Raw genomic sequence first — 20,315 nt, 5'->3', positions numbered from 1 at the left:
GCTCAGCGGCGCCTCAGCCGCCAGAGAGTGACCCCGGCCAGCGCCACGGCCGCCACCCCCACCAGCGCCAGGTCGGGCACCCGCACCGACGCCGCCGCCTCCTGCAGCCACGCCTCCCACTCCTCCGGGAACGGCGCCGCCAGCCCGCGCGTGCCGTCGGAGACCAGGAACAGCACGCCCAGCCCGGCGAACACCAGCCCCGACAGCAGCGACGTGGTGTGCACCCGCAGCTTGCCCATCCGCAGCCCGCGACCCCGCAGCCACCGCCGCCGGCCCAGGTCGAAGCGCTCCCACAGGGCCGCGAGCAGCAGCAGCGGCGCCGCCATCCCGGCCGCGTAGACCGCCAGCAGCACGCCGCCGCGCAGCGCGTCGCCGGAGGCCGCCGCCACCGTGAGCACCGCGCCCAGCACCGGCCCGGCGCAGAACCCGGCCAGCCCCGACACCAGCCCCAGCGCCAGCACGGCCCCCGCCGAATCGCCGCGCACGTGCGCCCGCAGCCGCTCCAGCGGCCCGATCGTCCACCCCTGCCCGGCGACCTGCGCCACGCCCAGCGCGATCAGCAGCCACCCGGCGGCCGTCACCAGCAGGTCCTGGTGGCCGTAGAACAGCCGGCTCGCCTGCGCCGACCCCATGCCGAGCGGCACCAGCACCAGGCACAGCCCCAGGTAGAACAGCAGCGTCCGCCCGGCCAGCCGGCGCCCGCCCGGGAACGCGTAGCCGAAGAACGCCGGCAGCAGCAGCGCCCCGCACGGGCTCAGCAGCGAGAACAGCCCGCCCAGGAACGCGGCGGCGTAACCGACGCCGCTCATCCGCCCCGGCGCGCCTTCTCGATCGCCTCCCGGAACGCCGCCACCGGCTGCGCCCCGAACAGCAGCTCCCCGTTGACCAGGAACGCGGGCGTGCCCGGCAGGCCGAGCTGGTAGGCGAACGCGGTGTCGTGGTCGACGGCCTCCCGCACGGCCCTGCCCCGGCGGTCGCGGTCGAATTTGGCCACGTCCAGCCCGGCCGTGACGGCGGCGGCGCGCAGCCGCGCGGGCGTCACCCGCGTCCCGCCCGCGAACAGCGCGTCGTGGAACTGCCAGAAGCGGCCCTGCAGCGACGCCGCCCGCGCGGCGTAGGCCGCGTCGACGCTGGCCTGGCCCCTGATCGGATAGTCGCGCCAGAAAACGCGGACGACGCCGGTGCCGATGTAGTCGCGCTGGAGCACGGGCTCGATCTCGCGGGCGTAGCGGCGGCAGTTGGGGCACTGGAAGTCGCCGAACTCGACGATCGTGACGGGCGCGTCCTGCGATCCCTTGGCCAGCTTCAGGTCCACGGGCGGCGGCGTCGGCCCCTCCCACACGGCCACGCCCGGGCTCTCGGCCGGAGTGGCCTCCGGGGTCACCGTGGGGGCCGTGGAGGCCGGGGGAGCGGTGGCCGTCACGGCGGCTTCGTCGTCGCGGTCGAGGGCGGCGACGCCGAGGACCGCCAGCACCGCCGTCCCGGCCACGGCGCCGAGCACCGCCCTACGTCTCGATCCTGCGTCCATCTGCCCCATCATCCCAGCCCCGGGGCCCGGTGCGGCCTCCCGGGAGGCCGCACCGGCCCGGTCACCGGGTGCCGACGGGGCTCTCCGCCGGCGCCGGGCTCCCGGACGCGGGGACGGGCAGCCTCGGCCACCAGACCCGCCAGTCCAGCAGCAGCGCCACCCCCGGCACCAGCACCGAGCGCACCAGCAGCGTGTCGAGCAGCACGCCGAACGCCACCAGCAGGCCGAGCTCGATCATGAACACGAGCGGCAGCGTCGCCATCGCGCCGAATGTCGCGGCCAGCACCACGCCCGCCGACGTGATCACGCCGCCGGTCGTCACCAGGGCCCGGACCACCCCGCGCGGCGTGCCGATCCGCGCGCTCTCCTCCCGCGCCCTGGTCATCAGGAAGATGTTGTAGTCCACGCCCAGCGCCACCAGGAACAGGAACCCGAGCACGACCAGCGTGGGATCCAGCCCCGGCAGGCCGAGCACCTGGACGAACACGAACGTCATCACGCCCAGCGCCGCCGCGAACGAGACCACCACCGTGGCGATCAGCACCAGCGGCGCCACCACCGAGCGCAGCAGCAGGCCCAGCACCAGCGACACCACGAGGAGGATGAGCGGGATCAGCCTGCGCTCGTCGGCGGCGGCGGCCTTGATCGTGTCGAGGTTCTGCGCGCTCGGCCCGCCCACCCGGGCGCTCGGGTCGACGGCCGCGATCCGGGCGCGGAGCGTCTCGATGGCGGCGTACTCCGGCGGGGTGTCCGGCTTGTGCCGCAGGAGCACCGCGAACTCGGTCAGCCCGTTGCCGAGCTGGCCCTTGGTGATCTGCGAGACGCCCGGCGTGGACTGCGCGGCGGCCCGCAGCCGGTCGCCCGTCTCCGCCTTGCCGATCACGATGAGCGGCTGCCCGCCGAGGTCGGGGAAGTGCGCGGGGATCTGCTGCAGCCCGCTGATCGACTCCGGCTTGTTGACGAACTGGTCCATCTGGCGCAGCGGGCTCGCCGGGGTCAGCAGGCCCAGCGCCATGACGCCGAGCAGCAGCAGCGACCCGGCCACGGCGGTCACCCGGCGGCGCGCCACCGCCTCGCCCAGCCGCGACCACAGGCTGGACGCGCTCGGCCCCGGGTCGCCCAGGCGCGGGATCCTCGGCCAGAACGCGGGCCGCCGCAGCAGCACCAGCACCGCGGGGAACAGCGTCAGCATCGCGGCGAGCGCGCTCAGGATCGCCACCGTGGCGACCGGGCCGAGCCCCTTGAGGCTGTTCATGTCGGCCGCGAGCAGGCACAGCAGCCCGGCGATCACCGTGGCGGCGGAGGCGACGACGGCCGGGGCGCTGCGCCGCAGCGCGGTGCCCATGGCCGACAGCGGCTCGTCCTGGAGGCGCAGCTCCTCCCGGTAGCGGGCGACGATCAGCAGCGCGTAGTCGGTCGCCACCCCGAACACCAGGATGATGAGGATCGCCGAGTTCTGGTCGCTGACCGTCAGCCCGAACGCCTCCACCAGCAGGTACGCGCCCGCCTGGGAGAGCACCACGGCCGCGCCCGCGCACAGCAGCGGGATGAGCCACAGCAGCGGGCTGCGGTAGGTCAGCACCAGGATCAGGGCCACCACGATCGTGGCCGCGATCAGCAGGCTCTCGTCGATGCCGTCGAAGACCGTGTCGATGTCGGCCTCGATCCCGCCGGGGCCCGACACCTTCACGTCCAGGCCGGCGGGCCGCTCGGCCACGACGGCGCGCATGCCGTCGATGTAGGTCGCGGGCGCGCCCCGCTCGGACGGGACGGACGCGATGGTGAACGCCGCCTTCCCGTCGGGCGACAGGTCCACCTTGCCCTCGTTCGGCGGGGGCACGCCCGGCTTGCCGAACCGCGCGATCAGCGTGTCGAGATGCCGCTTGACCGTGTCCTTGTCCTCCTGGGTGAGCCCGCTGTCGCGCACGTACACGATCAGGAACTCGTAGTCCTGGCCGCGCGGGAGCCGCGTCTCCAGCGCGGTCACCTGCGTCGACTGGGCGCTGGACGGCAGATAGTCCACGACGCTGTCGCTCTTGACGCCGTCGAGTCTGGCCGCCAGCGGCAGGGCGCCCGCGACCAGGGCCGCCCAGATAATGATCATCACCCAGGGCAGTGCCTTGCGGGTGCGGTTCATCGGTGGAACTCCTTCGTCGGTGACGCCGGTCATCCGGACCTGCGCCGGAACCGGTGGATGGCGAGCGGCGCGAAGAGCGCGGTCAGGGCGGCGATCCACACGGCCGACCACATCAGCGGCCGGGCCACCTCCCCGCCGAGCAGCAGCCCGCGCATGGTGTCGGCGACCGACGTGACCGGGTTGAGGTTCACCCAGACCTGCAGCCAGCCGGGCATGGTCTCCGTCGGCACGAACAGGTTGCCGGTGAACGCCAGCGGAAGAATGATCAGGAACGCGAACTCCGACGCGCTCTCCGCCGCGCGCACGGTCAGCCCCAGCAGCGCCGACCCCCACGACATGGCGAAGCCGAAGCACAGCAGCACCACGACCGCCGCGAGCGTCTCCAGGACGCCGGTCTGGATGCGGAAGCCCAGCAGCATGCCGACGACCATCAGGACGACGATGGACAGCAGGTAACGGACCATCTCGCCGAGGATCGCCCCGGTCAGCGGGGAGAAGCGGGCGATCGGCAGGCTGCGGAACCGGTCGTAGACGCCCTTCTTGAAGTCGGTGCCGAGCGCGGTGCCCAGCCGCATCGTGGCGAACAGCGTGGCCTGCACGAGCATGCCCGGCAGCGCGAACTGCAGATAGTCGCGCCAGTCGCCCTTGATCGCGCCGCCGAACACGAACGTGAACAGCAGCACGATCACGATGGGCTGGACGACCAGCTCGATGATCTCCTCGGGGTTGGTCTTCAGGTGCAGCAGGCTGCGCCGGGTCAGCGTCAGCGTCTCGCGCGCGCCGGCGACGGGAACGGTGGTCATCGGGACTCCTCGGTGGATGCGGGCCGGCTCACGGCTCGGCGCGACCGGCGGCGGCCTCGCGCGCGGCGGCGGCCGTGCCCGCCGGGCTCGCTGGGCTCGTCGTGCCTGCCGGGCTCGTCGTGGCCGCGCGGTGCCCGGTCAGGGTCAGGAACACCTCGTCCAGGCTCGGCCGCCGCAACGCCAGCTCGGCCACCTGGACATCGGCCAGGTCGAGCCTGAGGACCACGGCCCGCAGCACGTCCGGGTCGGCGACGGGCACGCTCACCCGCCGGTCCTCGACCGTGGCCGGGCCGCGCGCGATCTCGCCGAGGATCGTGGCGACCTCCCCGAGGTCCCGCTCGTTCACCGGCCACACCTCCAGCACCTGGCCGCCGATCTTGCTCTTCAGCTCGAACGGGGTGCCGTCGGCGATGACGCGGCCGTGGTCGAACACCACGATCCGGTCGGCGAGCTGGTCGGCCTCCTCCAGGTACTGGGTGGTCAGCAGCACCGTCGTGCCGTCGGCCACCAGGGCGCGGATCACGTCCCAGAGACCGTCGCGCGCCGCCGGGTCCAAGCCCGTCGTCGGCTCGTCCAGGAACAGCACCTGCGGCCGGCCGATGAGGCTCGCGGCCAGGTCGAGCTTGCGCCGCATGCCGCCCGAGTACGTCCCCGCCGCCCGCCTGGCCGCCTCCGTCAGGCCGAACTGCTCCAGCAGCTCGAAGCTGCGCAGCCGCGCGGTCTCCCTCGGCAGGCCGAGCAGCCGGCCGATGACCAGCAGGTTGTCCAGGCCGCTGATGATCTCGTCCACGGCCGCGTACTGGCCCGTCAGGCCGATGACCTTCCGCACCTTCGCGGCCTGCCTGACCACGTCGAACCCGCCGACCTCGGCGACGCCGCCGTCCGGGCGGGTCAGCGTGGCCAGGATGCGGACGGCCGTGGTCTTGCCGGCGCCGTTCGGGCCGAGCACGCCCAGCACCTCACCCGCTCGCGCGGCGAAGCTCACGCCGTCGAGCGCGCGCGTGGAACCGTACCGTTTGCCGAGGTCGTCGGCCCGGATGGCGTAGGTCATGGCCACCTCCTTACGTGTGTCGGTGTGATCTGAGACGAGGATCGTCGGCGGCCCTGTCCCCGCCCGCACCCCGTGCTGTCCCGGGGCTGTCCCGGTGCTGTCCCGGTCCTGTTACGGCGAGCCGAGCCGGTGGAAGGCGCGGTTGAAGTAGATGAGCGGGTCGCCGTGGCGGAAGCGCACCCAGGTGACCCGGCCCAGCAGGAGCATGTGGTCACCGGCGTCGTAGCGGTCCTCGATCGCGCACTCGACCACGCACATCGCCGCCTCGACCGCCGGCAGCCCGGCCGGGGTCTCGCGGGCGACGCCCGACCCGAACTTGTCCGCGGCCGTGTTGGCGAAGCGCAGCGCCACCTCGTCCTGGCCGTCGCGCAGCATGCTGACGGCGAAGCTCTCGCACGCGGCGAAGACCGGGTAGCAGTTGGCCGACTGGGCCAGGCACACCAGCAGCAGCGGCGGGCTGAGCGAGACCGAGCAGAAGGACGTGGCGGTGAACCCGTACGGCTCGCCGTCCCCGCCGACGGTGGTGACCACGGTCACGCCGCTGGCGTAGGCGGCCATGGCCGAGCGGAAGGCGTCTGACGAGGTCATGGAAGGTGCACGACCTGTCCGGCGTAGTTGAGCCCGGCGCCGAACCCCATGAGCAGCGCCGCGTCACCGGACGCCGCCCGCCCCGAGCGCAGCAGCGCCTCCATGGCCAGCGGGATGGACGCCGCCGAGGTGTTGCCGCTGACGACCACGTCGTCGGCGACCGCGACGTGGTCCGGCAGGCCGATCCTGGCCGCCAGGATCTCGATCATGCGCAGGTTCGCCTGGTGCGGGACGAACGCGGCCAGGTCACCCGGGGCCAGCCCGGCCAGCTCCAGCGCCCGCCGCCCGGCGGGCACCGCGTGCTCCACCGCCCACCGGAAGACGCGCCGGCCGTCCATCTTCATCCTCGGCGGCGGCAGCGTCGGGTCGGCGCGGAAGGCGCCCCACCCGGTGTTCATGCGCAGCGCGTCCCGCGACGACCCGTCCGCGCCGCGCACCACCGGGCCGATCCCCGGCGCCGCCGACGGCCCCACCACGACCGCGCCCGCGCCGTCGGCGAACAGGAACGCGACGCCCCGATCGGTGGGGTCGACGATGTCGGTCATCCGCTCCACCCCGGCGACCAGCACGTACCTGGCCTGCCGGGTCGAGACCATGTCACCCGCGATCGCCAGCGCGTGACAGAACCCCGCGCACGCCGCCGACACGTCGAACCCCGCCGAGCCCGTCGCCCCCAGGTCGGCCGCCACCGTGACGGCCAGGGGCGGCGTCTGCACCAGGTTCGACATGCTGGCCACGATCACGCAGTCGACCTCGCCCGCCCCGACGCCCGCGTGCCGCAGCGCCGACCGGGCCGCCGACACCGCCATCACCGCGAGCGTCTCGTCCTTCTCGGCGAAGCGGCGGCTGCGGATGCCGGAGCGGGTCTCGATCCACTCCTCCGTCGAGTCGATCCACTCGCAGATCTCCTTGTTGCTGACCACGCGTCGCGGCCGGTGGACGCCCACCCCGAGAATCCGGCTGTGCGTCCGCGGTGCCGCCAGAAGCTGGCTGGTCATGGCAGTCTCGGACCTCCTTGCGTCGGTGTCGGGCGCATGCTCGCGAGCTCCGGTGGAGGGCAGATCGAGGACCGCTGGAGGAAGCCCGCCTCCAGCCCGTCTCCAGAGGTTCTCCAGCGCCGCCGGTCAGCCTGGCCGGCATGACGGAGTTCACCTTCGACGACCTGAAGCGCGTCGTCAGCACCTGCCTCGGCACCACGGAGGCGGCCGACCTCACCCCCGAGTCCGCCGACACCCCCTTCGAGGAGCTCGGCCTGGACTCGCTGGCCCGGTACGAGGTGGCCACGGTGCTCCAGGAGCAGCTCGGCCTGCCCATCCCCGACGAGGACATCGACCGCATGCTCTCCCCCCGGCAGACGCTGACGTACGTGAACGAGAGGCTGGCCGCCGCCGCGTCCTGACCGATCGGCGGTGTCCTAGAGTCGCCCTGTGGAGTTTCGGATCCTGGGTCCGCTCGAAGTGCGGCGCGACGGCCAGCTGATCGAGGTCAGAGGCGCCCGGCTCCGGGCGCTGCTCGTCGTCCTCGGCCTCAACGTCGGCCAGGTGGTCCCGGCCGACCGGCTGATCGCCGAGCTGTGGGCCGACGGGGCGCCGGTCGACGCCGTCAACGCGCTGCACTCCCTGGTGTCGCGGCTGCGCTCGGCCGTCGGCCGCGACACGATCGACTCCCGGCTCGGCGGCTACGTGCTGGCGGCCGACCCCGACGACGTCGACGTGCGCCGCTTCGAGCGGCTGGCCGCCGCCGGGCAGGCCGCGCTCGCCGCGCAGGACCACTCCACCGCCGCCGACCTGCTCGGCCGGGCCCTGGAGCTGTGGCGCGGCGCCGCGCTCCTCGACGTCGCCGACGCCATGTTCGCCCAGGGCACGATCGCCCGGCTGGAGGAGCTGCGGCTGTCGGCCACCAAGGACCGGATCGAGGCCGACCTCGCGCTCGGCCGGCACGCGGCGCTGCTGCCCGAGATGGAGGCGCTCGTCGCCGCCCACCCGCTGGACGAGCGGCTGCGCGCCCTCCAGATGCGCGCCCTGTACGCCGCCGACCGCCAGGTCACCGCGCTGGAGGTCTACGAGCAGACCAAGCAGGCGCTGGCCGACGAGCTCGGCATCGACCCGTCGCCCGAGCTGGAGACCACCTACCTGGCCGTGCTCCGGCGCGACCCGCTCGTCCGCGGCCGCCGCCAGGAGCGGCGCACCAACCTGCGGGCGGCGCTCACCTCGTTCGTCGGCCGCGACGCCGAGGTCGAGCTCGTCGAACGCTGCCTGGCCGAGCACCGGCTGACCACGCTCGTCGGGCCGGGCGGCGCCGGCAAGACCCGGCTGGCCCAGGAGGTCGGCGCGCGGGCCGTCCCCCGCATGCGCGACGGCGTCTGGCTGGTGGAGCTGGCCGCGCTCACCGACCCGGCCGACCTCCCGCAGGCCGTCGCCTCCGTCCTGCACCCGACCGAGGGCATCCTGCTGACCGGCTCGCGCGACGGTGAGCCGCCCGCCGTCGGCATCGGCCACCTCGTCTCCATGCTGGCCTCCCGCCAGCTCCTGATCGTGCTCGACAACTGCGAGCACCTGATCGACGACGTGGCCCGGCTCGCCGAGACGCTGCTCGGCTCCTGCCCCGGGCTGCGGCTGCTGGCCACCAGCCGCGAGTCGCTGAACATCGCGGGCGAGCGGCTCGCCCCGGTGCCGCCGCTCACCGTCCCGCCCGAGGTCACCGGCCCGCCAGGCGCGCTCGCCGCCCCCGCCGTGCGGCTGTTCGCCGACCGAGCCCTGGCCGTCCTGCCCGGCTTCGCCGTCACCGAGGACAACGTCGACGACGTCGTACGAGTGTGCCGCAGGCTCGACGGGATGCCGCTGGCCATCGAACTGGCGGCGGCCCAGATGCGCGTCCTGTCGGTCGACCAGCTCGCCGAACGCCTCGACGACCGCTTCCGGCTCCTCGTCGGCGGCAGCCGCACCGCCTTCCCCCGCCACCAGACGCTGCGCGCCGTCGTCGACTGGAGCTGGGAACGGCTGGAGCCCGCCGAACGGGCGCTGCTGCGCAGGCTGGCGGTGTTCGCGGGCGGCGCCACCCTCGAATCCGCCGAGCGGGTCGCGGGCGCCGACGTGTTACCGCTGCTCGGCGCCCTGGTCGACAAGTCGCTGCTGCACGTGTCCCGCGAGCCCGCCGGCGTCCGCTACCGCATGCTGGAGACCGTACGCCTCTACGCCCTCGAACGCCTGGAGGAGTCCGGCGAACGCGAACGGCTGCGGCGGGCGCACGCCACCCACTTCACCGAGGTCGCCGAACGCGCCGAGCCCGGACTGCGCGGCCCCCGCCAGCTTGACCTGCTGGCCCGCCTGACCGCCGAGCACGACAACCTGCGGGCCGCGCTGCGCCAGGCCATCGAGACCGGCGACGCCGCCACCGCCGTGCGGCTGGTGGCCGCGCTCGGCTGGTACTGGCGGCTGACCGGCTCACGCGGCGAGGGCGCCGAATGGACCAGGCAGGCCCTGGCCGCCGGGAAGGACGCGCCGCCCCGCGCCACCGTGCTCGCCCTCCTGCTCGGCGGCCTCGACGCCGGCCGCGAGCTGGCCGGCCGGGCCCGCGCCGCCGTCGCCGCCTGGCGCAACGAGGGCGAGCCCGGCGGCCACCCCTACCTCACGCTCGTGGAGCCCGCCCTGGCCATCGCCATGAAGGAGCCGCCGGGCCGCATCGTGGCGCTCGCCTCCCGCCACACCGGCGACCCCGACCCGTGGACCAGGGCCACCGCGCTGCTGTGGCGCGGGCTGCGCCGCCTGGACGACGCCGACGAGCAGGCCGACGCCGACCTCGCGGCGGCGCTGGAGGCATTCCGGGCCGCGGGCGACCGGTGGGGCATGGCCTCCGCGCTGCGCGCGACCGCCGAGATCGCCTCCGTACGCGGCGAGTACGCCCGCGCGCGGGCCGCCTACGCCGACGCGCTGCGGCTGTCCGACGAGCTCGGCGCCCGCCACGAGCGCCCCGCGCTGCTCTACCACCTGGCCGCGATCCAGCTGGAGAGCGGCGACCCCGACGCCGGGCTGGCCTGCCTGAGCGAGGCCCGGGAGATCGCCGAGGAGCTGGGGCAGCCCGCCACCGTCGCCGGGGTGCACCTGCTGCTGGGCAACCTGGCCCGCCGCGAGGGCGACCTCGCCCGGGCGCGCGACGAGCTGGCCGCCGCGCTCGCCATCGTCGACGGCAGCGGGCTCGACCTCATGGAGCTGCGCTCGCTCGTGATGACCTCCCTCGGCCTGCTGCACGCCCGCGAAGGGCTGCTGGAGCAGGCCGAGGAGTCGCACGGCCGGGCCCTGAGCGCCGCCGTGGGCAGCGCCGACGTGCCGATGATCGGCGCCGTGCTGGTCGGGTGCGCCGACCTGGCCGCCCGGCGCGGCGCCCCCGAGCGGGCGGCCGTGCTGCTCGGCGGGGCCGCCGCGATGGCGCCCGGCCCCGGGCTGTCGCGCCACGACCTGTCCGCCGTCACGCGCGTCGCCGCCGACCGGCTCGGCCGCCCCGCCTTCGACCGCCTCTACTCCCAGGGCCGCACCATGGACCGCGAGGAACTCATCGCCTACGGCCGCGCCACCCTCTGACCGCCCGGCCCGTTTCCGGAAACGCGCGGCCCTGTCCTCTCCAGCGGCTCGCGCGTCCCCGCCCTCCGGCTGCCCCTCAGAGAGGGCGCGTGTCCCGTACGGGACGGAAGGGGCGTACGCGGAGGAAGGGGTCAGGGGACGATCTCGCAGAGGACCGCGCCGCCCGCGACGGTCTGGCCCACCTCGGCGGCCAGCCCGCGGACCACGCCCGCCTGGTGCGCGGTGAGCGCCTGCTCCATCTTCATGGCCTCCAGGATGACCACCCCGTCGCCCTCCCGCACCGAGGCGCCGTCGGCGACGAGCACCCGGACGACCGTCCCCTGCATGGGGCTGACCAGCGCGTCCCCGCCCGCAACCGGCTTGCGAGCGGGCCTGCGGCGCTTCGGCTCGCCCGGCCGTGCCTGGACGGCGGGCGCGGCGGCGGACGGGACGGCGGGCGGGACGGTCAGCCCGGCGGGCAGCGACACCGCCACGCGCCGCCCGGCCACCTCGACGGTGAGCCGGTCGCGCGGCGCGGGCGCCGCCTGCTCGGGCGCGGCCTCGTACGGCGGGATCAGGTTGACGAACTCCGTCTCGATCCACCGCGTGTGCACCGCGAACGGCGCCGCCGGATCGGCCGGGGCGAACGCCTCGTCGTCCAGCACCGCCCGGTGGAACGGCAGCACGGTCGGCATGCCCTCGATCTCGCACTGCGCCAGCGCCCGCCGCGCCCGCGCCAGGGCCTCCGCCCGGTCGCGGCCGGTGACCACCACCTTGGCCACGAGCGAGTCGAACGCGCCTGGCACGGTCATCCCCTCGTCGTAGCCGGGATCGACGCGCACCCCCGGGCCGGTGGGCAGCCGCAGCCGGGTCAGGGTGCCCGGCGCGGGCAGGAAGCCGCGGCCCGGGTCCTCGGCGTTGATCCGGAACTCGATGGAGTGCCCGTGCGGGACCGGGTCGCCGTGCTCCAGCCGCCCGCCGGCCGCGATGCGGAACTGCTCGCGGACCAGGTCGACGCCGGAGACCTCCTCGGTCACCGGATGCTCCACCTGGAGCCGCGTGTTGACCTCCAGGAACGTGACCGTCCCGTCCGCGCCGAGCAGGAACTCGCAGGTGCCGGCGCCGACGTACCCGGCCGCGCGCAGGATTGCCCGCGACGCGGCGGTGACCGACCCGGCCTGGGCGGGGGTCAGGAACGGCGCGGGCGCCTCCTCCACCAGCTTCTGGTGACGCCGCTGGAGCGTGCAGTCGCGGGTGGAGACCACCACGACCGTGCCGTCGGCGTCGGCCAGGCACTGGGTCTCCACGTGCCGGGGCCGGTCCAGGTAGCGCTCGGCGAAGCACTCGCCGCGCCCGAACGCGGCCGCCGCCTCCCGCACCGCGGACTCGTACAGCTCCGGGATCTCCTCCAGCGTCCTGGCCACCTTCATGCCGCGCCCGCCGCCCCCGTGCGCGGCCTTGATCGCGACCGGCAGCCCGTGCTCGCGGGCGAACGCGACCACCTCGGCGGCGCCGGACACCGGGCCGGGCGTGCCGGGCACGAGCGGCGCGCCGACCTCGCGGGCGATGCGGCGGGCGCTCACCTTGTCGCCCAGCAGCGTGATCGCCGACGGCGGCGGGCCGATCCACGTCAGGCCCGCGTCGAGGACGGCCTGCGCGAAGCCGGCGTTCTCGGCGAGGAAGCCGTAGCCGGGGTGGACCGCGTCCGCGCCGGCCCGCAGCGCCACGCCGATGACGCGGCCGGCGTCCAGGTACGTCTCGGCGGGCGTCCGGCCGCCCAGGGCGTAGGCCTCGTCGGCCACCCGGACGTGCAGCGCGTCGAGGTCCTGCTCGGCGTAGACCGCGACGCTGGCGAGCCGGGCGTCGCGGCAGGCGTGGGCCACCCGCACAGCGATCTCGCCCCGGTTGGCGATGAGCACCTTACGCACGTGTTCTCCATGATCGTGGTGATCGGTAGCCGGTCTCCCAGGCGCGCGGGACGGGCCGCCGGGCGGCGGCGGGTCCGGCGGGCGGGGCCGGGCTGCGGGCGACGAGCGCGACGATCAGGGCGGCGAGCTCCTCGTCGGTGAGCTCGGCGCCCTCCACCTGGATCGCGCCCGCCATCAGAACGGCGGGTTCCCGTGCTTGCGCGACGGCAGCGGCTGATGCTTGGCCGCCAGCATCTCCAGCGAGCGGATGAGCGTGCGCCGCGTGTCGGCCGGGCTCACCACGTCGTCCACCAGGCCGCGCTCGGCCGCGTAGTAGGGGTGCATCAGCTCGCGCCTGTACTCGGCGATCCGCTCGGCGCGCACCGCCTGCGGGTCGGCGGCGGCGGCGATCTCCCTGCGGAAGATCACGTTCGCCGCGCCCTCCGCGCCCATGACCGCGATCTCGTTGGTCGGCCAGGCGTACGACAGGTCCGCGCCGATCGAGCGGGAGTCCATGACGATGTACGCGCCGCCGTACGCCTTGCGCAGGATGAGCTGGACGCGCGGCACGGTGGCGTTGCAGTAGGCGTACAGCAGCTTGGCGCCGTGGCGGATGATGCCGCCGTGCTCCTGTTCGACCCCGGGCAGGAAGCCGGGCACGTCCACGAGCGTGACGAGCGGGATGTTGAAGGCGTCGCAGGTCTGGACGAAGCGGGCGGCCTTCGCCGAGGCGTCGATGTCCAGCGCGCCCGCGAAGGACGCGGGCTGGCTGGCCACCACGCCCGCGACCCGGCCGCCGAGGCGGGCGAAGGCGCAGATGACGTTGGTGGCCCAGCCGGCGTGCACCTCCAGGAAGTCGCCGTGGTCGACGATCTCCTCGATGACGTCGCGCATGTCGTACGCCCGGCCGGGGTCGGCGGGCACCAGGTCGAGCAGCCGGTCGTTGCGCCGGTCGGCCGGGTCCTCCGGAAGCTGCTCGGGCGGCAGCTCGCGGTTGTTGGACGGCAGGAACGCGAGCAGGTCGCGCACCGTGGCCAGGCACTCCTCCTCGTCGTCGCAGGCGAAGGCCGCCACGCCGGAGACGCCCGCGTGCACGTCGGCGCCGCCGAGCTCGGCGTGGGTCACGCTGGCCCCGGTCACGGCCTCCACCACGTCGGGGCCGGTGATGAACATCTGGGCGATGTCGCGGACCATGAACGTGAAGTCGGTCAGGGCGGGGGAGTAGGCGGCCCCGCCCGCGCACGGCCCCATGATCACGCTGATCTGCGGCACCACCCCGGACATCCGGGCGTTGCGCTGAAATATCCCGCCATATCCGGCGAGGGCGGTGACGCCCTCCTGGATCCGCGCCCCGGCCCCGTCACAGAGCCCGACCAGCGGCGCGCCCGCCGCCTCGGCCAGGTCCATCAGCTTGTGGATCTTCTGCGCGTGCGCCTCGCCGAGCGCGCCCCCGAACATGCGGAAGTCGTGCGCGTAGGCGAAGACCGTGCGCCCGTGCACCTGACCCCAGCCCGTCACCACGCCGTCGGAGTACGGGCGCTTGCCCTCCATGCCGAACCCGCGCGCCCGGTGCCGCCGCAGCGGCTCCACCTCGGTGAAGGAGTCCTTGTCGAAGAGCAGGTCGATGCGCTCGCGCACGGTCAGCTTGCCCTTGCGGCGCTGCAGGCCGGTCTCCCGGTCGCCGGGCCCCTCCAGCACCCGCGCCTTCAGCCGGGCCAGCTCGGCGTCCCGCTCCCGCATGCTCCCGTCCGCGCGCCCGGCCGGTCCGCTGTCCGGTCCGCTGTCCGATCCGCCGGTCGGTCCGCCGGGCCGTTCGTCGAGTGCCGTCATCCCGTCTCCCCCTCCCCGAACCAGGTGCGCAGCGCCCCGGTGAGCGCCTCCGCGCGGTACGCCGCCCCCTGCGGCAGCACCCAGGCCACGCAGCCGTCGGGCCTGAGCAGCATCGCGTCCACCCCGTCCACCTTGGCCCGCGCGGTGACGGTCCCGACGCGGGCGGACCAGGGCGCGATCCCGGCGCGCACCTCGGCCCGCCCGGCCAGGTCCAGCAGCAGCCCCCGCCCCCTGCCCAGCCGGTCGCGCAGCGTGGTGGCCGCTCCGGCAGCCGAGCCGTCCAGCGGCAGGTCCGGGCAGAGGGTGCCGGCCAGCGGATGGTCGTCGCCCACGGCGTAACGGACCGACTGGCCGGTCTTCATGTCGACGATGCGCCGGGTGACCGGCTCCAGTCCGGTGAACTCGGCGAACAGCTCGCGCAGCGCCCGGCTCTGCGGGTCCGGCCGCATGAGCGCGGCCTGGGCGCGGGTGTTGTCCAGCAGCCCGGCGGCCACCGGGTGCCGCTCGGCCGTGTAGGTGTCCAGCAGCCCCGCGGGAGCCCAGCCGTGGACCTGGGCGGCCAGCTTCCAGCCCAGGTTGGCGGCGTCCGCCAGGCCGACGTTGAGCCCCTGGCCGCCGAACGGCGCGTACACGTGCGCGGCGTCGCCCGCCAGCAGCACCCGGCCCCGGCGGTAGGTGGTGGCCTGCCGCGCCTCGTCGGTGTAGACGAACCCGGACAGCAGCTCGTCGATGACCACCTCGACCCCGCTCACCCGGCGCACGCTGGCCTCCAGGTCCGCGAGCGTGAGCGGCGCCGCCGGATCGGCGGGCGGGCCGTCGAACTCGACCGACGCCACCCGGTCGGCGCCGAACCCGGCGAAGACGAACACGCCGCGCTCGGTGTGGTGGAAGCCGCGCGGCAGCGCCCGCCTGGCCTCCTCCGACAGCCGTACGACGCCGTCGCGGCCGGTCAGGCTGCCCGGCGTGCCCGCGAAGCCGAAGCCCGCCAGCTCGCGCACGGTGCTGCGCCCGCCGTCGCAGCCGGCCAGGTAGGCGCAGCGCAGCCGCAGCGCCCCGGCCGGGGTGGCCACGTCCACGCTCACGCCGTCGCCGTCCTGGGACAGGCCGGTGACCTCGTGCTCGCGGCGCACGTCCACGCCCAGGCTCCTGGCGTGCCGGGCGAGGATGTCCTCCAGCGCCGGCTGGTCGACGCGGACCCGGCGGCGGTCGGGGTCGGAGGCGAGCGACGGGTCGAGGAAGATCCCGCCGAAGTGCTCGCGCGGGCCGCCCGGCTTGCCGGTGAGCCGCAGGTCGCGCTCGTTCGCGGCCTCCTCGGCGGCGCGCAGCTCCGCGCCCAGGCCCAGCCCGCGCAGCGCCTCGGCCGCCAGCGGGCCCATCGAGCCGGCCTTGACCGCCCGCTCGGGCCGGGCCCGCCGCTCCAGCACGAGCACCGCCACCCCGGCGGCGCGCAGCTCGCAGGCGAGCATGAGCCCGACCGGGCCGCCGCCCGCCACGACCACGTCGAAGTCGTTGGTCATCTCAGCTCCTCAATCGTCTAGATCACGGTCACGGCGTCGTCGAACTCCAGCCTCGGCAGCCGGGGCGGCGGCGTGCCCGGCGCGGGCCTGCCCAGGTTCAGCACGGCCAGCGTGGTGTGCCTGCCGTCGCCGAAGAACTCCTTGTCGAGCCCGCCGGGGTCGAAGCCCATCGTGGGCGCCGCCGCCAGCCCGGCGGCGCGCACGCCGAGGATCAGGTACGCGATCTGCAGGGCCGCGTTGAAGCGGGCCGACTCCTCGCGCACGCGCGGGTCCTCGAACAGGCGCGCCGCGTCCGGCCGGCCGGGGAACAGCTCCGGCAGCCGCTCGTGGAAGCACAGGTCGGCGGCCAGCAGCGCGGTCAGCGGGGCCGCCGCCGTCCTGGCCCTGCCGGGCCCGGACATCCACCGGACCGCGTTCGCCCTGGCCTCGGCCGAGCGCAGGAGCACGATCCGCAGCGGCTGCTGGTTCATCGAGGTGGGCCCGTACCGGACCAGGTCGTAGACGGCCCGGACCAGGTCGTCGCCGACGGGCTCGCCGGTGAACACGTCGACCGTGCGGGCCTCGCGGAACAGCAGGTCCTGCGCGGCCCGGTCGAGCAGCAGCCCGAAGGCGCCCTCAGCCATCGCCGAACCACCTGGCCAGCGCCGAGAGCAGCCCCTCGTACGGGCGCCCGTCACCGGCCGGCAGCACCCAGGCCACGCAGCCGTCGGGCCTGACCAGCGCCGCGTCGATCCCGTCGAGCCCGGCCCCGGCGGTGACGACCGCGACCCGGTCGGCCCACGGCGCCGCCGCGGCGCGCACCTCGGCGCGGTCCGCCTGGTCGAGCAGGACGCCGCGGCCCCGGCCCAGGTGGTCGAAGAGCCGCTTGCCCGTCGACAGCTCCAGGTCCGGCAGCAGCGTCCCGGCCAGCGGATGCTGCTCGCCCAGGTCGTAGCGGACGGACAGGCCGGTCACCATGTCGTAGACGCGCCGGTTGACCACGTCGAGGCCGAGCACGCCCGCGAACAGCTCGCGCAGCGCCCGGCTCTGCGGGTCCGGCCGCATGAGCGCCGTCTGGGCGCGGGTGTTGTCCAGGAGCCGCGCCGCCACCGGGTGCCGCTCGGCCGTGTAGGAGTCCAGCAGCCCCTCCGGGGCCCGCCCCTGGACCTGCGCGGCCAGCTTCCAGCCCAGGTTCGCGGCGTCGACCAGGCCGACGTTGAGCCCCTGGCCGCCGAACGGCGGGTGTACGTGCGCGGAGTCGCCCGCCAGCAGCACCCGGCCCAGCCGGTACGTGGCCGCCTGCCGGGTGTGGTCGGTGAAGCGGACCCCGGACAGCAGCCGGTCGACGGCCGCCTCGGTCCCGCTCACCCGGCGCACGCTCTCCTGGAGCTCCTCGGCGGTCAGCGGCGCGTCGCGGTCCTGCGGCGGGCCGTCGAACTCCACGGTCGCCACCCGGTTGGCGCCGAAGGCGGCGAACAGGTAACCGCCCCGATCGGTCAGGTTGAAGCCCGGCCGCAGCCCGCCCGCGCCGGCCATGCGGACCAGGCCCTGCCTGCCGGTGAGGGTCGGATCGGTGCCGTCGAAGGCGAAACCGGCCAGCTTGCGCACGGTGCTGCGGCCGCCGTCGCAGCCGGCCAGGTAGGCGCAGCGCAGCCGCAGCGCGCCGCCCGGGGTGGCGACCTCGACGCTCACGCCGTCGCCGTCCTGGGACAGGCCGGTGACCGTGTGCTCGTGCCGCACGTCCACGCCGAGCCGGCCGGCGTGCTCGGCGAGGATGCGGTGCAGGGTGAGCTGGTCCACCCGGACCCGGCGGCGGCCGGGGTCGGACGACAGCGCCGCGTCGAGGGGCAGCCCGGCGAAGTGCTCCGGCGGCCCCGCGTGCCCCGGCGCCCGCCCCCCGGGAGCTCCCGGGGGCCCACCCCCCGGCGGGCCACCGCCCGGCCGTCCGGCCGGGGCGGCGGACAGGAGCTTGGCCAGGATCTCCTCGTCGCGCCTGATCGCCTCGGCCTCGGCCTCCATCAGCGCCTCGCCCAGCCCGAGCCGGGCGACGGCCTCGGCCGCCAGCGGCCCGATGATGCCCGCCTTCGGCATCGGGTCCGGCTCGGGATCGCGTTCGAGGACGAGCACCGGCACGCCCGCCGAGCGCAGCTCGCAGGCCAGCATCATCCCCACCGGCCCCGCGCCCGCGATCACCACCTCGTGGAAGCCCCCGGTCATGACCGCCCCTCGCCGTCCGTGCGGGTCAGCGACACGACGAGCACGTCCCGCTGCGCCCGGCCGCCCGCCTTGGGGGTGAACGGCGTGCAGTGGTGGGTCAGCGCCCGGTCGTCGAGCAGCAGTGTCTCGCCCGGGTTCAGGCGGCGCTCGAAGACCAGCGAGGTCTCGTCCTCGGCGGTGGCCAGCATGTGCACGGCCCCGTTGACGTTCTCCTCGGCGACGACGGTGACGAGCACGTGGTCGCCGCCGCCCTGGTGGAAGCCCTGGGACGGGCGCGCGTTCTGCTGGTCGTCGGCGTAGTTGCGGACCTGGAAGACGGTCAGCGCGAACTCCTCGCCCGGCAGCCACGCGCGCACGCGCGGGTCGCCGACCTGGGCGGCGACGAAGCCGCGCACCGCGGCCCCCAGCGGGTCGTACGGCGAGCCGCCGTCGCCCTCGTGCCAGGTGACGGCGGTGCCCTTGACCTGGCCGGTGCCGGTCGCGACGTGGCGGACCACCTCGTCGTCCTTGAAGCCGACGTTGGCCGACAGGCCGGAGAAGCTCGCCACGAGCCCTTCGGTGATCTTGTCGATGCTGCTGAACGTGCGATAGAACATCAGCTCTCCTCCATGATGGCGACCACCCGGGTCCAGCCGGCTCCCGCGCCCGCGATCGACACCGGGAAGCACGAGACGTCGAACCCGGTGGCGGCGGGCAGCGTCCCGAGCCCGGCCAGCTTCTCCAGCTGCAGATACTCCTTGCGCCGCCCGTAGACGTGGGCGGGCCACAGGCACGCCTTGTCCCCGGTGCGCTTGTAGTCCTCGACCATCGCGCGCATCGGCCGGTCCAGCCCCCACGCGTCGATGCCGATGACCCGTACGCCGCTCTCGACCAGGAACTCGGTGCCCTCGCCGGACAGCCCGGCGTAGTCGGTCAGGTAGCGGGCGCTGCCCCACAGCGCGTCGGCGCCGGTCCACAGCAGCACGATGTCGCCGGGGGCGAGCCGGTGCCCGGCCGCGTCGAGCGCCGCCGTGAGCCGTTCGACGGTGACGGCCTCGCCCGCGGGGACGTCGCGCACGTCCAGGCGGACGCCGGGCCCGTGACACCACTCCAGCGGCACCTGGTCGATGCTCCTGGCGGGCCGGCCCGCCGTCAGCGGGCCGTAGTGCAGCGGCGCGTCCATGTGCGTGCCGGTGTGGGTGGTCAGCGTGACCGTCTCGTTGGAGATGGCCATCCCGTCGGGGAAGTCCTCGGGGCTCAGCCCGAGGACGATCGCGCCCGTACGGTGGTCGAGCAGGTCCACCGTCACCGGCGTGGCCTCGCTCGGCGTGTCGCGGGTGGCGACGCTCAGGTCGTAGAACCGCTTCATGCGACCGCGCCGGCGGCGAGCCGCTCGGCCTCCGACTTGACCGCGCCGAGGTCGGCCACGCTGTTGCGCTCGACGGCCGCGCGCAGCATCGTGTCGGCCTCCTCGGGCGTGAACCGGCCCGCGACCTTGCCGCCGACCGGCTCGCGCGCCTCGAAGTCGTGCGTCAGCACGAGCTGGGTGCGGTCCTCCCCGAACGGGAAGGCCCGCCACTCGCCGCCCATCCGCCCGACGATCGGCGCGGTCTCCAGCTGCCGGTAGGCGATGACGCGCCGCCCGGCGTCGATGTCCCTGCGCGACACCCAGGTCGCAAGCTCCCCGCCGACGTCCACCAGGAACCGGGCGATCTGGTACGTGTCGTCGCCCTCCAGGATCGTGACCTCCTGGGTGGGCGGGAAGATCCTGGCGTACCCCTCCACGTCGACCAGCAGGTCCCAGACGACGCTGACGGGGGCGTCCACGGTCACGGTGTGCTCGGCGTACGGCATGGCGCTTCCTCCTTCGCTGGGTCAGACCGACAGGGGCTCGTGGTTGGCGTAGGCCGCCTCGAACCGGAGCTTCTGCTTCCACTGCGTGGTGAAGTCGTAGACCTCGGGGATCTCGGAGAACGTCTTGAGGTCCTCCAGCGTCTCGGTGGTGAACTGGGCGATCTTCGAGGCGGTGATGCCCCGGGAGCGCTCGTCGGCGGGCAGCCACAGGTGCGGCCGGTAGTCGAAGCCCTTGACCAGCGGGTTGCGGTCGAGCAGCTCCTTCATCGCGGTGAAGAACTCCTCCTGGTCGCCCTCGGTCGCGGAGGCGGGGAAACGGTAGATCAGGGTGTGCACGATCATGACGTGGTCCTTCCGGAGGTCAGCGGA

At 74.9% G+C, this 20,315-nt stretch carries 19 protein-coding genes; 2 read left to right on the top strand and 17 right to left on the bottom strand.

The genetic code is table 11. The annotated features are described in order from the left end of the window. Window positions 1–2 precede the first annotated feature (2 nt). The 7 genes from AB0J53_RS04830 to AB0J53_RS04800 all read right to left on the bottom strand — a co-directional run bounded on the left by AB0J53_RS04830 (window position 3) and on the right by AB0J53_RS04800 (window position 7,105). Window positions 3–809, bottom strand: a complete 807-nt coding sequence (locus AB0J53_RS04830) for a cytochrome c biogenesis protein CcdA (RefSeq protein WP_364168649.1) — start codon at window positions 807–809, stop codon at window positions 3–5. Next, window positions 806–1,528 carry a thioredoxin domain-containing protein gene (locus AB0J53_RS04825; protein ID WP_364168647.1) on the bottom strand — a complete coding sequence of 241 codons (723 nt, stop codon included), beginning with the start codon at window positions 1,526–1,528 and terminating at the stop codon, window positions 806–808. The genes AB0J53_RS04830 and AB0J53_RS04825 overlap by 4 nt, the downstream gene beginning before the upstream one ends. Window positions 1,529–1,589: 61 nt before the next feature. Further along, window positions 1,590–3,665, bottom strand: coding sequence for an MMPL family transporter (locus AB0J53_RS04820; RefSeq protein WP_364168645.1), 2,076 nt, complete (start codon window positions 3,663–3,665; stop codon window positions 1,590–1,592). Between the two features lie 29 nt (window positions 3,666–3,694). Further along, the gene (locus tag AB0J53_RS04815; protein WP_364168643.1) at window positions 3,695–4,468 is read right to left on the bottom strand and encodes an ABC transporter permease; all 774 of its coding nucleotides are present in this window, start codon (window positions 4,466–4,468) and stop codon (window positions 3,695–3,697) included. A gap of 28 nt (window positions 4,469–4,496) precedes the next feature. After that, complete coding sequence (locus tag AB0J53_RS04810; RefSeq protein ID WP_364168642.1) at window positions 4,497–5,519, bottom strand: ATP-binding cassette domain-containing protein; 1,023 nt, start codon at window positions 5,517–5,519, stop codon at window positions 4,497–4,499. Between the two features lie 111 nt (window positions 5,520–5,630). Continuing rightward, window positions 5,631–6,107 carry a flavin reductase family protein gene (locus tag AB0J53_RS04805; protein ID WP_219509724.1) on the bottom strand — a complete coding sequence of 159 codons (477 nt, stop codon included), beginning with the start codon at window positions 6,105–6,107 and terminating at the stop codon, window positions 5,631–5,633. Further along, the gene (locus AB0J53_RS04800) at window positions 6,104–7,105 is read right to left on the bottom strand and encodes a beta-ketoacyl-ACP synthase 3 (RefSeq protein WP_364168640.1); all 1,002 of its coding nucleotides are present in this window, start codon (window positions 7,103–7,105) and stop codon (window positions 6,104–6,106) included. Before AB0J53_RS04800 ends, AB0J53_RS04805 begins: the two co-directional genes overlap by 4 nt. Window positions 7,106–7,245: 140 nt before the next feature. On the opposite strand from AB0J53_RS04800, the gene AB0J53_RS04795 reads away from it, so the two are divergent. Continuing rightward, window positions 7,246–7,506, top strand: a complete 261-nt coding sequence (locus AB0J53_RS04795; RefSeq protein WP_219509727.1) for an acyl carrier protein — start codon at window positions 7,246–7,248, stop codon at window positions 7,504–7,506. A 28-nt stretch (window positions 7,507–7,534) separates the two neighbouring features. Beyond that, entirely contained in the window at window positions 7,535–10,684 is a 3,150-nt protein-coding gene (locus AB0J53_RS04790) for a BTAD domain-containing putative transcriptional regulator (protein ID WP_364168638.1), read from the top strand. A 131-nt stretch (window positions 10,685–10,815) separates the two neighbouring features. Here the strand turns inward: AB0J53_RS04790 and AB0J53_RS04785 are convergent, their stop codons facing one another. The 10 genes from AB0J53_RS04785 to AB0J53_RS04740 all read right to left on the bottom strand — a co-directional run bounded on the left by AB0J53_RS04785 (window position 10,816) and on the right by AB0J53_RS04740 (window position 20,288). Then, window positions 10,816–12,591 (bottom strand): biotin carboxylase N-terminal domain-containing protein, encoded by a 1,776-nt coding sequence (locus AB0J53_RS04785; RefSeq protein ID WP_364168636.1) that lies wholly within the window; start codon window positions 12,589–12,591, stop codon window positions 10,816–10,818. Continuing rightward, window positions 12,584–12,766 carry an acyl-CoA carboxylase epsilon subunit gene (locus AB0J53_RS04780; RefSeq protein WP_219509730.1) on the bottom strand — a complete coding sequence of 61 codons (183 nt, stop codon included), beginning with the start codon at window positions 12,764–12,766 and terminating at the stop codon, window positions 12,584–12,586. The genes AB0J53_RS04785 and AB0J53_RS04780 overlap by 8 nt, the downstream gene beginning before the upstream one ends. Continuing rightward, window positions 12,766–14,310 carry an acyl-CoA carboxylase subunit beta gene (locus AB0J53_RS04775; RefSeq protein WP_364169832.1) on the bottom strand — a complete coding sequence of 515 codons (1,545 nt, stop codon included), beginning with the start codon at window positions 14,308–14,310 and terminating at the stop codon, window positions 12,766–12,768. Before AB0J53_RS04775 ends, AB0J53_RS04780 begins: the two co-directional genes overlap by 1 nt. Before the next feature lie 86 nt (window positions 14,311–14,396). Further along, window positions 14,397–15,917 (bottom strand): FAD-dependent monooxygenase, encoded by a 1,521-nt coding sequence (locus tag AB0J53_RS04770; RefSeq protein WP_364168634.1) that lies wholly within the window; start codon window positions 15,915–15,917, stop codon window positions 14,397–14,399. A gap of 17 nt (window positions 15,918–15,934) precedes the next feature. Beyond that, complete coding sequence (locus tag AB0J53_RS04765; protein WP_364168632.1) at window positions 15,935–16,540, bottom strand: malonic semialdehyde reductase; 606 nt, start codon at window positions 16,538–16,540, stop codon at window positions 15,935–15,937. After that, complete coding sequence (locus AB0J53_RS04760) at window positions 16,533–18,113, bottom strand: FAD-dependent monooxygenase (protein ID WP_364168630.1); 1,581 nt, start codon at window positions 18,111–18,113, stop codon at window positions 16,533–16,535. Before AB0J53_RS04760 ends, AB0J53_RS04765 begins: the two co-directional genes overlap by 8 nt. Then, the gene (locus AB0J53_RS04755; RefSeq protein WP_364168629.1) at window positions 18,110–18,709 is read right to left on the bottom strand and encodes a 2OG-Fe dioxygenase family protein; all 600 of its coding nucleotides are present in this window, start codon (window positions 18,707–18,709) and stop codon (window positions 18,110–18,112) included. Before AB0J53_RS04755 ends, AB0J53_RS04760 begins: the two co-directional genes overlap by 4 nt. Further along, a complete protein-coding gene (locus AB0J53_RS04750) occupies window positions 18,709–19,461 on the bottom strand; it encodes a cyclase family protein (RefSeq protein WP_364168627.1) in 753 nt (250 codons plus the stop codon). Before AB0J53_RS04750 ends, AB0J53_RS04755 begins: the two co-directional genes overlap by 1 nt. Next, the gene (locus AB0J53_RS04745; protein ID WP_364168625.1) at window positions 19,458–19,946 is read right to left on the bottom strand and encodes an aromatase/cyclase; all 489 of its coding nucleotides are present in this window, start codon (window positions 19,944–19,946) and stop codon (window positions 19,458–19,460) included. Before AB0J53_RS04745 ends, AB0J53_RS04750 begins: the two co-directional genes overlap by 4 nt. A 21-nt stretch (window positions 19,947–19,967) precedes the next feature. After that, a complete protein-coding gene (locus AB0J53_RS04740; protein WP_219509739.1) occupies window positions 19,968–20,288 on the bottom strand; it encodes a hypothetical protein in 321 nt (106 codons plus the stop codon). Window positions 20,289–20,315 lie beyond the last annotated feature (27 nt).

It is taken from the genome of Nonomuraea sp. NPDC049725, assembly GCF_040674795.1.
GTDB lineage: Bacteria > Actinomycetota > Actinomycetes > Streptosporangiales > Streptosporangiaceae > Nonomuraea > Nonomuraea ceibae.
This window is presented reverse-complemented; position numbering and strand designations above follow the sequence as displayed.